Origin of the sequence: Ligilactobacillus murinus DSM 20452 = NBRC 14221 (assembly GCF_001591685.1) — a bacterium.
GTDB classification, from domain to species: domain Bacteria; phylum Bacillota; class Bacilli; order Lactobacillales; family Lactobacillaceae; genus Ligilactobacillus; species Ligilactobacillus murinus.
Genome location: NZ_BCVJ01000056.1, coordinates 1 through 10,700 on the forward strand (window position 1 = coordinate 1; position 10,700 = coordinate 10,700).

At 41.5% G+C, this 10,700-nt stretch carries 9 protein-coding genes and 1 pseudogene; 8 read left to right on the plus strand and 2 right to left on the minus strand.

Translation table 11 applies throughout. The features are described 5' to 3' along the window. Window positions 1-95: 95 nt before the first annotated feature. Window positions 96-695 carry a nitroreductase family protein gene (locus tag LMU01S_RS08840; protein WP_056959139.1) on the minus strand — a complete coding sequence of 200 codons (600 nt, stop codon included), beginning with the start codon at window positions 693-695 and terminating at the stop codon, window positions 96-98. Window positions 696-847: 152 nt separating this feature from the next. On the opposite strand from LMU01S_RS08840, the gene LMU01S_RS08845 reads away from it, so the two are divergent. Then, the gene (locus LMU01S_RS08845; protein ID WP_056959140.1) at window positions 848-1,279 is read left to right on the plus strand and encodes an Hsp20/alpha crystallin family protein; all 432 of its coding nucleotides are present in this window, start codon (window positions 848-850) and stop codon (window positions 1,277-1,279) included. A gap of 52 nt (window positions 1,280-1,331) precedes the next feature. On the opposite strand, the gene LMU01S_RS08850 is transcribed toward LMU01S_RS08845, so the two are convergent. Next, a complete protein-coding gene (locus tag LMU01S_RS08850; protein WP_056959141.1) occupies window positions 1,332-3,044 on the minus strand; it encodes an ABC1 kinase family protein in 1,713 nt (570 codons plus the stop codon). 141 nt (window positions 3,045-3,185) lie between these two features. Between LMU01S_RS08850 and LMU01S_RS08855 the strand changes: the two genes are divergently transcribed. The 7 genes and pseudogenes from LMU01S_RS08855 to LMU01S_RS08885 all read left to right on the plus strand — a co-directional run bounded on the left by LMU01S_RS08855 (window position 3,186) and on the right by LMU01S_RS08885 (window position 10,320). Further along, entirely contained in the window at window positions 3,186-5,951 is a 2,766-nt protein-coding gene (locus LMU01S_RS08855; protein ID WP_056959142.1) for a sigma-54-dependent transcriptional regulator, read from the plus strand. Window positions 5,952-6,109: 158 nt separating this feature from the next. Further along, window positions 6,110-6,526 (plus strand): PTS sugar transporter subunit IIA, encoded by a 417-nt coding sequence (locus LMU01S_RS08860; RefSeq protein WP_056959148.1) that lies wholly within the window; start codon window positions 6,110-6,112, stop codon window positions 6,524-6,526. Continuing rightward, window positions 6,517-7,029, plus strand: a complete 513-nt coding sequence (locus LMU01S_RS08865; RefSeq protein ID WP_056959143.1) for a PTS sugar transporter subunit IIB — start codon at window positions 6,517-6,519, stop codon at window positions 7,027-7,029. Before LMU01S_RS08860 ends, LMU01S_RS08865 begins: the two co-directional genes overlap by 10 nt. 46 nt (window positions 7,030-7,075) lie before the next feature. After that, a complete protein-coding gene (locus tag LMU01S_RS08870; protein WP_056959144.1) occupies window positions 7,076-8,065 on the plus strand; it encodes a mannose/fructose/sorbose PTS transporter subunit IIA in 990 nt (329 codons plus the stop codon). Window positions 8,066-8,104: 39 nt separating this feature from the next. Further along, window positions 8,105-8,914 carry a PTS mannose/fructose/sorbose transporter subunit IIC gene (locus LMU01S_RS08875; protein WP_056959145.1) on the plus strand — a complete coding sequence of 270 codons (810 nt, stop codon included), beginning with the start codon at window positions 8,105-8,107 and terminating at the stop codon, window positions 8,912-8,914. Window positions 8,915-8,927: 13 nt separating this feature from the next. Next, a pseudogene (locus LMU01S_RS08880) lies at window positions 8,928-9,844 on the plus strand (PTS system mannose/fructose/sorbose family transporter subunit IID). A gap of 95 nt (window positions 9,845-9,939) precedes the next feature. Further along, entirely contained in the window at window positions 9,940-10,320 is a 381-nt protein-coding gene (locus LMU01S_RS08885; RefSeq protein WP_056959147.1) for a DUF956 family protein, read from the plus strand. Window positions 10,321-10,700 lie beyond the last annotated feature (380 nt).

The window sequence follows — 10,700 nt, forward strand, 5'->3', positions numbered from 1 at the left end:
TAAAAAGCCATCTTCAAAATTCCAACATGCGGAATTTGAAGATGGCTTTCTTTATCCTAAAAATTCTAGTTTAATGTTTTTAAAAATAATACGAATTATTCGAAGATCTTGAAGCGAACATCATCGGGTAAAAATTCTTTTTCGCCAGCAGGTGCTTCGATCGAACCAAATGGCATTTGGGCTCGTAATTCCCAACTTTCAGGGATATCAAAGGCTTCTTTGATCTTTTCATCGATCAACGGATTATAGTGTTGCAAGGAAGCACCGATATTTTCAGTAGCTAATGCGGTCCAAACCGCTTGTTGAGCCCCGCCAAGTCCTTGTTCAGCCCAGTTGGCAAAGTTAGCAGCGTAGAGTGGGAAATCTGCTTCTAATTTGTGCACCGTCTGGGTTTCGGTGAAGTATAAGATCGTACCAAAACCAGCTCTAAATGAGGCGATCTTTTCTTGAGTCGCAGGAAAACGATCAGCTGGAGTAACTTTTTTCAATTCAGCTTCAACGATATCCCAAACACGATCGGAATTTTCACCAAAAGTGATAACAGCGCGGACTGTTTGGGAGTTGAAAGCCGTTGGGGATTGGCGGATCGCTTCTTTGATCGTTTCACTGATCTGAGCTGGCGTTTGGGAAACATTTTTGCCCAAGGCATAGATCGAGCGACGTTGCTTGAGTTCTTGATTTACTGGATTTGTCATCGTAAATTCCTCTTTTCGTTAGTTTATATCTAAATTATAACACGTACTTTTTGTAAGTAAAGTGTATTTTGCAAAATCTTAAAAATTAAATCCTTGCATTCTAAAATAAAAGAACTACAATGAAGGTGAAGAAATGAAAGGAAGTCTTATTTATGGCAAATGAATTATCGAATCGTTTCTCTGATCTAATGGATGGTAGCGATGCATTTTTCAATAATTTAGGACGTTCATTTTTCAACTTTGACGACTCAGAGCTAAAGATGCGTTCTGACGTGGAGGAGACCCCAAAGAGTTATCGGTTGCTGATCGATCTGCCTGGGGTCGATAAGAAAGATATGCAACTAGATTATCGCAATGATATTTTGACAGTTGCAGCTAAGCGGGATAGCTTTAGTGACCAAAGCGATGCTGCTGGCAATTTGCTTGCAAGCGAGCGTTCATATGGTCGGGTCAGTCGGCAATACCGGTTCCCTGATGTTGAACGTGATAAGATCACCGCTAAATATGAAGATGGTGTCTTGACAGTGACCCTTCCTAAGAAAAAGGATGCTGTTGCGACTGCTAATAAGATCGAGATCCAATAACAATGATAAAAAAACAGGCTTGGGTGCTATGCTTAAGCCTGTTTTTTGTAGTCTATTTTTTGAAATGTCGATGTAATTCACTGATGATCAAAATGATGACAACGATCGCTGCTAAGAGATAACCTAAGACCCCAATATTATAAATGGCGGGATGGGCAGCACTGCCTTGAACTAAGAGCGAGGAACTCATGATCAAAGCGGCTAAAATAATAGCCAAGATCACGCGGTTGACGATCTTTTCGAGGCGATCTAGTAATTTATCTTGATCTTTAAGTTTAAAGGCGATCTTTCCTTGTCCCTGCGTCAAAACGTCAAGGAGCTGTTCAAATTTAAGTGGGATCTTCGGAGCTACTTTTGAAGCTTGGTAGAGTTCAAAGCCTAACTCTTCCAAGCTCTTTTTGACGTTGAACTGCTTTTTGAAATACTCACGGGCAAACGGTCGCGCGACCTCCATCAAAGATAATTCAGGATCTAAGGTAGCGACTATGCCTTCTAAAGAAGCAAAGGCTTTGATCAATAAAGTTACTTCTGATTTTAATTGCAAGTTATTTTTGCGACAGAGATTTACAATACTGAACAATAAACTTGCAAGGTCGATCTGGCCCAAGCCTAAGTTGAGATATGGGGTCAAAAAGACACCGAGTTCATTATAAAAATCTTCTTCATCGACGGGGCCAGTCCGGTTACAAACAGCCAGCACAGCTTTACCGATCTGGCGTGTATCTTTAGTGTTTAAGGCAATGACGATCTGGGCGATCCCATCGGCGAGATTTTTGGTCAAACGGCCCATCATTCCAAAATCCAAGTAGACCAAGCGATATGGTGGTAATGTCGTGGCAGAAGTAGCTTCAATACTTGTATTTTTGAGTTGTTTTTTGAATTGGTGTGTAGGCTGGAGTTCGTTATATTCAGGATCATCGGGCTGAAGTTGGTAAAATAATATATTTCCCGGATGAGGATCAGCGTGGAAGTAATTATCGACAAAGACTTGTTTGATGAAATTTTTGACTAAAGTTTTAGCTAAGATCGTACGTAAAGGTTTATCCGCTTTGGTGGCTTTGGTAGCTGTTAGTTTTTTGATACTTTGTCCAGGCATGGCTTGATTGACTAAGATCTTACTAGCGGAGTATTTAGGGTAAACTTTAGGCACTCTAATGATCCCGTCATTGTTGTTTAGACGGTAAAATTCGAGTCCATTTTTGAGCTCGATCTGAGTATCGATCTCAGTTAAAAGGGATGTTTGGATCTCAGTGAAGATCTCTTTAGGATCGATCACACTTAGATCAGGGACGAATTTTAAGATCCGTAAAGCTTCTTTGAATAAAGAAAGATCCGTTTCAACGAGTTCGGAAACATTGGGGTGTTGGACTTTGACGACGACTGGAGTGTGATCGTGAAGTAAAGCATGGTGTGTCTGCCCGATCGAACCAGAGGCAAAAGGCCGTTCATCAAATTGAAGAAAAATATCGGTCAATGGACAGTTATATTCAGCCTCAAGCGTTTTTTGGACAGTGGTAAAAGGATCGATCTGAACATTATCTTGGAGCTTGCGAAATTCTTTGATAAAAGCAGGTGAGATCAGATCGGGGCGCGTTGAGAGCAATTGTCCCGCTTTGATGAAAGTGGGACCTAGTTTTTCGAGTGCGAGGCGAACTTCTTTAGGATCTTTTTGTTTTAAAAAGTTACGTAAGACTTCATGCTGACGCAATACTTTGATGATAAAAAGTAGGCGGTCACGTTTTTCTTTGCTAGTAATATTTGGCATCACAAGACCTTCTTATCTTATAGTAGATTTATCTCAATTTTAACCAAAAAATAGCTTAAGGGCTAGCAGTTGCAATTCTTTGCTTCGCTTGATACAGAAGTGATACACTAATAGCATAATGATCAAAAGGAATGGAATTTTATGACACGAAAAGAGAAGATCTTAGCTTATGTCCAAACTAAAAATAAAGCGGTTACGACAAAAGAGATCGCAGATGATCTAGGAATCTTACGCAATAATGTCAGTAAAGAGCTCAATGTATTGGTCCGGGCAGGAAAATTGAGCAAGCTCGCTGGCCGACCGGTAAAGTATCAAAGTCTGGCAGCTGAAACTGATACACTGATCCCACAAACTGGCTCAAAAATGCCTGATCCTGCTGAACCGGTACTTAGACCAAGTATTTTTGATACAATGATCGGACAAAAGGATAGCTTAAAAACACAGATCGAGCAAGCTAAGGCCGCGATCTTATATCCGCCTCATGGATTAAATGTTTTGATCACTGGGCCTACGGGATCGGGGAAGACCTATTTTGCTAATGCAATGCATCAATTTGCGGTCAATCAGGCGATGGTCGAAAATAAAAATTTTGTGACGTTCAACTGTGCTGACTATGCACATAATCCGCAATTACTGATGTCACATTTATTTGGCTATGTCAAAGGAGCCTTTACCGGTGCCCAAGAAGATCGTGAGGGGCTGATCCAAAAGGCAAACGGTGGGATCTTATTTTTAGATGAAGTCCATCGTTTACCCCCAGAAGGCCAAGAGATGATCTTTTATTTCATGGATCACGGGACATACAGCAAGCTCGGGGAGATCACGAAGGTCCATCATGCTGATGTTCGTTTGATCTGTGCTACGACGGAAGATCCTGAAAGTTCGCTTCTAAAGACCTTTATGCGCCGGATCCCGATCACGATCCAGATGCCCCAATTTGAAGCGCGCAGTGTAAGAGAGCAACTTGCGCTATTGAAACGTTTGTTGACGTTAGAGGCTAACCGGACACAAAAAAATATCACAGTGACCGAAGATGTTGTGAAAGCTTTGTTAGGGAGCGTCACATTTGGTAATGTGGGTCAATTGAAATCAAATATCCAGCTGGTTTGTGCACAAGGATTTTTGAATAGTGTCGATCAAGCCGAACAGATCAATTTAAAATTTGAGCAACTTCCCCAAAACATTAAGGATGGGATGTCACGTTTGGCAAGTGATCGTGTTCGCCTAGGCAAATTATCGCAATTACTAGAGCCAGTCTTATTGATCCAACCCGATGGAGCAGCTGAAAGCATCAATGAAAGTGATCGCTATGAGCTACCTTATAATCTCTATGAGATCATCGGCAATAAAGCTGCTTTGTTAAAGGAAGAGGGTCTAGAACAAGGTGCGATCAATAACTTCATCATGACAGATATCAATGTCCACTTGAAGTCATTTTACCGCGATAACAAGATCTTGCGGACCGAAAAGAACTTAAATGAATTAGTCGATCAAGATACACTACAGTTGACTAAAGATATCATGCAGATGCTGAAAAATGATTGTGGCTACCATGTTGGTGAGAACTTTATCTATGCGATGAGTTTACATCTGAGTTCATTTATCAAACGTGTCCAATCGGGGCGCCCGATGCGTGAAGTCTCAGATGATCTGGTGGCAATGGTCAGAGACTATCCTGCTGACTTAAAGCTAGCTGAGAAGATCAAAGCAATGCTAGAAGACCACTATGATTTTCTCGTACCAGCCTCAGAAGTCTACTATCTAGCGGTGCTTTTGATCTCGTTGAATTCTGTGCCTAAACATGGGAAAGTCGGGGTCGTCGTTGCCGCACATGGAAATCATACTGCTTCCTCGATGGTCCAGGTAGTGACCGGGTTGTTGAATGTCGATAATTTAGCGGCGTTTGATATGTCACTTGAGATGAGTCCAACGGTGGCATTAAATGAGATCATCGCTAAAGTCAAACAAGTCGATCGTGGTAATGGGGTCTTGTTACTAGTCGACATGGGCTCGCTCAGTACGTTTAGTGCCAAGATCACAGATAAAACTGATATCAAGGTCAAAACGATCGATATGGTGACTACCGCTATGGTCTTAGAGGCCGCTCGGAAAACAGCTTTGATCGATAGTGATCTTGAGTTGGTCTATCACGAGTTAAATGAATTTAATGGATATTCTCGCAAAGCCGAAGAGCCTACGCAAGGTAAGCTAGAAGATGTTAGGCAACGGGCGATCTTGGCACTGTGTTCGACAGGGAAAGGGACGGCTGAAAAGATCAAACAAATGCTGGATGAGATCTTGGCTGATCAACTTATTGACGATGTTTCGGTCTTAACGATGTCAGTTGTCGGGATGAATGATAAGATAAGCGAACTAAATGAAGAGTATCGCATCATTGCCACGACGGGGATCGCTGACCCTAACCTAGGGGTACCGTATATCTCATTAGAAGAGCTCTTTCAAGGTGACCGTGGTAAACGCCAATTGATCGAGCATTTAGAAAACAGTCAGACTTGGTATGTTGAATCTAAAACGCCGGCACCTAAAGTCGATCAAGCTACTGCTGCTAATTATTTAGAACAATATTATACCTTTATCAATCCTAAAAAAGTTATCGGTGTGCTTTGGCAGTACTGTGATCTGTTAGCTAAAGAACGGCAACTAAAATTAACGGATGCTAGGCGCTTGGCGTTGATCATGCATCTTGGAGGTGCGATCGAGCGGGTCTTGTTATCGGCACCGGTAACGTTGAGTGCGGAGCAAATTAATGAATTTGAACAAAGCGATTGGCCACAGGTGCTGAAATTAGCCAATGAATATTTAGAAGCTAAACTTAATTTAAAATTTCCGCCAGCTGAAGCGTATTATATTGCCAAATTAGTCGATACAGAAATGGTCGAAAGCTAATACACAAAATAGTGATACACAAAATAAAGTGTATCACTATTTTTATATGAAATTTTTTTGCTTTATTTATTAGGGGATCTAGCGTGATACACAAAAGTTGGCACGGTATTTGCTATATATAAAGTGTAAGGAATTATTTTTCAAAGGAGATGAGGATGATGTTAGGTTTGATCGTTGCCAGTCATGGTGATCTAGCGCAAGAACTTATCAAATCTTCTTATTTAATTTTAGGGCGACAAGAAAAAGTCATTGCGGTGACCTTTGAGCCAGCGGAAGACTTAGCTACTTTGGAAGATAAATATGAAACTAGCTTACAGCAATTTGCTACAACTGATCGAGTCTTGTTTTTATGTGACCTATATGGTGGCAATCCCTTATTAGCAACGCGCCGCTTTGTTAAGCGCGATCCGAAGCGTTTTGCGGCAGTTGGCGGAGTCAATTTGGCGATGCTTTTGGAAGCTTGCACCTTGCGGACTGAAGCGCTCAGTTTAGCCGAATTAGTCGAAAAACTAATAAGTGTTGGTCGTCAAGGTATCGGTTCAGTCAAGGATCTGAAGGTGATGCCATGGATGTAAAGTTATTGCGGATCGATTCGCGTTTGCTCCATGGACAGGTCGCAACAGATTGGGCTAAAAATACTGCGATTGAGCGGATCCTAGTGGTTTGTGATCAAGCGGCTGGTGATAATATCAGAAAGACGCTTTTGATGCAAGCCGCACCACCGGGGATCAAAGTTCATGTGCTTACCGTTTCTAAGATGTTACGGTTGTGCAGAGATGAGCGCTTTGAGCATTATAAAGTTTTGGTGCTCGTCGAAACTCCAGTGGATGCGATGCGTTTGATCGCTGGTGGGTTGAATACAACAAGCGTCAATCTAGGATCACTTAGTTTTGATGCGACCCGCAAGATGATCACCGAAACGATCGCTGTCAATGAGCAAGATGTTTTAGCATTAGCTTGGATCAGACGGCGTGGGATCGAGCTTGATTATCGCAAGGTCTCAAGTGATTCTAAACGCGATCTGTGGAAGTTACTTTGTGACAAGGGTCTAGTCAAAGATAAGCTAGATCACGATTAGTAAATGTTTTGAGTTAAGTTTTGAAAATATTATAGGAGGCGTAACAATGGTTGGTATTATTTTAGCAAGTCATGGTAGTTTTGCAGACGGCATTTTCCAATCTGGTGAAATGATCTTTGGCCAACAAGAAAATGTAGCTCATGTTACCTTAATGCCAAGCGAAGGTCCTGATGATATCAGAGCTAAGATGGAAGAAGCCATCAAATCATTTGATGATCCAGAAGAAGTATTATTCTTAGTCGATCTTTGGGGCGGTACACCTTTCAACCAAGCTAATAATTTGGTTGAACAACACAAAGATAAATGGGCGATCGTGGCTGGGATGAACTTGCCAATGGTGATCGAAGCTTATGCATCGCGATTCTCCATGGAAAAAGCCCAAGAGATCGCAGCTCATTTAGTCAATGCGGGCAAAGATGGTGTCAGAGTAAAACCAGAATCTCTTGAACCTAAGAAAGAAGCTAGTGTTGCTAACACAGCGAAGGCTCAACCGACAGGGGCGATCCCACCAGGTACAGTTTTAGGTGATGGTAAGATCAAATATGTTTTGGCTCGGATCGATTCACGTTTGTTACACGGTCAGGTGGCAACATCATGGACCAAATCAACAAATCCAGATCGGATCATCGTTGTTTCCGACAACGTTGCGCATGATAAATTGCGTAAGAACATGATCGTTGAGGCAGCTCCTCCTGGAGTACATGCAAATGTTGTGCCGATCGAAAAGATGATCGAAGTTGCAAAAGATCCTCGTTTCGGCGATACAAAGGCATTGATCTTGTTTGAAACTCCACAAGATGCGCTCAAGGCGATCGAAGGTGGTGTTGCCATCGATACCTTAAATGTTGGTTCAATGGCTCACTCAGTCGGCAAAGTTGCCGTTAACAAAGTTTTGTCTTTGGATAAAGATGACGTTGAAACATTCGAAAAATTGAAGAAAGACGGCGTTAAATTTGACGTCCGTAAAGTTCCAAGTGATTCACCAGAAAACATGGATTCGATCTTAAACAAAGCACGTCAAGAATTGAAGATGTAGATAACTTGGAAATACAATACGAATTAGGAGGATTATAACATGTCTGCTATATCAATGATTTTAGTAGTTCTTGTTGCCTTTCTTGCTGGTATGGGTGGTATCTTGGATGAATTCCAATTCCACCAACCATTGGTAGCATGTACTTTGATCGGTTTAGTGACCGGTAATTTAGAAGCCGGAATTATTTTAGGCGGTTCATTACAAATGATCGCTTTAGGTTGGGCTAATATCGGGGCTGCGGTTGCACCTGATGCTGCTTTAGCCGCTGTTGCCTCAGCTATTATTTTGGTCCAAGGTGGCCAAGGTGTTAAAGGTGTGGGTCCTGCGATCGCGATCGCTATCCCATTAGCTGTTGCTGGTTTGTTCTTAACAATGTTAGCACGTACGATCGCTGTTCCGATCGTGCACTTTATGGATGCTGCCGCTGAAGAAGGTAACTTCCGTAAGATCGAAGTGTGGCAGATCATCGGGATCGCTATGCAAGGTCTACGTATCGCTATTCCTGCTGCTGCTTTGTTAGTTATTCCTTCATCTGCAGTGCGTGGTTTCTTGGAATCAATGCCTGCTTGGTTGAATGAAGGTATGACGATCGGTGGTGGGATGGTCGTTGCCGTTGGTTATGCAATGGTCATCAACATGATGGCGACCCGCGAAGTTTGGCCATTCTTTGCGATCGGTTTTGTGATCGCTGCTGTTTCTGATTTAACTTTGATCGCTTTAGGTGCTTTAGGTGTATCCTTTGGTCTTATCTATCTTGAACTTAAGAAGAACGCTGGTAACGGCGGTAATAACGGCGGTTCAAGCAATACAGGTGACCCACTTGGCGATATTTTAAATGATTACGAATAGGAGGAAAGATACCATGGCTGAAAGCAGAGTTAAATTAAGTAAAAAAGATCGTTTAGCTGTCGCATGGCGTTCGACTTTCCTTCAAGGTTCTTGGAACTATGAACGTATGCAAAATGGTGGTTGGTGCTTCTCAATGATCCCAGCTATCAAGAAATTATATAAAACTAAAGAAGACCGCGCTGCCGCTTTGAAGCGTCATTTGGAATTCTTTAACACACACCCATATGTTGCTTCACCTATTTTAGGGGTGACGCTTGCTTTGGAAGAAGACCGTGCTAACGGGACCGAAGTTGACGATGCAGCGATCCAAGGTGTGAAAGTTGGTATGATGGGACCTTTAGCTGGTGTTGGTGACCCAGTCTTTTGGTTTACCTTACGTCCAATGTTAGGTGCTTTGGGTGCTTCCCTTGCAATGGGTGGTAACATCTTAGGCCCGATCATCTTCTTTGTTGCATGGAACATCATCCGTTGGGCATTTATGTGGTATACACAAGAATTTGGCTATAAGGCTGGTTCTAAGATCACAGATGATATGTCTGGTGGTATGTTGCAATATGTCACAAGTTTAGCTTCTATTATGGGTATGTTCGTCTTAGGTGGTTTGATCGAACGTTGGGTATTACCTTTACCCCGAAAGTTTCGACCGTTAAACTCCAACAAGGCGCTTATATCGAATGGGATAAATTGCCTAAGGGTGCAGAAGGTATCAAACAAGCTTTGATCGAATACAAAAATGGTAAAGGTCTATCCTTGACGCCAGAAAAGGTAACGACTTTACAAGATAACTTGAATTCCTTGATCCCAGGCTTAGCAGCCCTCTTGTTGACATTCTTATGTATGTGGCTTTTGAAGAAGAAAGTTTCTCCGATCGTTATTATCATTGCGATCTTTATCGTAGGTATTTTAGGCCACGTGGTCGGTTTACTTTAAGCGACTGCTAAGACGGTCTTGTTTCATGTAAATGAAATAAGGCCGTTTTGTGCTATACTGAGACTAAATTTGATAAGTAATCGAGGGAAATATAAATGGTGCAATCAATTAATTCTAAAGTCGATCTAGTGATGGCTGGGACTTCCTATATGGGGTTGACCGATTATGGTAAGATCATGATCGGAAATAAGGGTTTTGAATTCTTTAATGAACGCGATGTGAACAAGTATATCCAAATACCTTGGGATGAAGTCGATAAAGTGATCGCCTCAGTTATGTTTAGGGGACGTTTTATCCCCCGCTTTGCGATCCAAACGAAAAAAGATGGGACTTTTTCGTTTGCAGCCAAAGATTCAAAGAAGTTATTACGAGCGATGCAAAAGTATGTTGCGCCCCAGAACATGGTCCGCTCGTTGACCTTTTTCCAAGTTTTACGGCGCAATTTGAGCCACTTATTTAAGAGAAATAATAAATAAGTTATAGAAAAGGCGATCTAATGTAATGGATCGTCTTTTTGTTTGCGGTTGAAAAGCGTATATTTTTGCATGAGTAGTTATAAAAATTCGGATAGGTAAAAAACTTAATTTTTTTTGCAAAAGGTGTTGACGATAGCTAGAAATACCTGTATAGTTAATATCGTTGCTTGAGCGGATAACTAATTCGTTTGAGTGATCGAAAAAAATAAAATTTATCTGTTGACATCGAATCTTGATTTTGATAAGATATAAAAGTCGTCGCTTGATTGTTTGTTTTGAATTTTTATTCAAAATTAATTCAAAAAAGTGGTTGACAGATAAAAATGATTTTGCTACAATATAGTAGTTGTGATTGATAAGTTATTTGTTATCGATCAGCA

What these genes read in the sequence shown, in the direction of transcription:
- LMU01S_RS08840 (WP_056959139.1), bottom strand. Translation starts at nt 695, where the DNA reads ATGACAAATCCAGTAAATCAAGAACTCAAGCAACGTCGCTCGATCTAT.
- LMU01S_RS08845 (WP_056959140.1), top strand. Translation starts at nt 848, where the DNA reads ATGGCAAATGAATTATCGAATCGTTTCTCTGATCTAATGGATGGTAGC.
- LMU01S_RS08850 (WP_056959141.1), bottom strand. Translation starts at nt 3,044, where the DNA reads ATGCCAAATATTACTAGCAAAGAAAAACGTGACCGCCTACTTTTTATC.
- LMU01S_RS08855 (WP_056959142.1), top strand. Translation starts at nt 3,186, where the DNA reads ATGACACGAAAAGAGAAGATCTTAGCTTATGTCCAAACTAAAAATAAA.
- LMU01S_RS08860 (WP_056959148.1), top strand. Translation starts at nt 6,110, where the DNA reads ATGTTAGGTTTGATCGTTGCCAGTCATGGTGATCTAGCGCAAGAACTT.
- LMU01S_RS08865 (WP_056959143.1), top strand. Translation starts at nt 6,517, where the DNA reads ATGGATGTAAAGTTATTGCGGATCGATTCGCGTTTGCTCCATGGACAG.
- LMU01S_RS08870 (WP_056959144.1), top strand. Translation starts at nt 7,076, where the DNA reads ATGGTTGGTATTATTTTAGCAAGTCATGGTAGTTTTGCAGACGGCATT.
- LMU01S_RS08875 (WP_056959145.1), top strand. Translation starts at nt 8,105, where the DNA reads ATGTCTGCTATATCAATGATTTTAGTAGTTCTTGTTGCCTTTCTTGCT.
- LMU01S_RS08885 (WP_056959147.1), top strand. Translation starts at nt 9,940, where the DNA reads ATGGTGCAATCAATTAATTCTAAAGTCGATCTAGTGATGGCTGGGACT.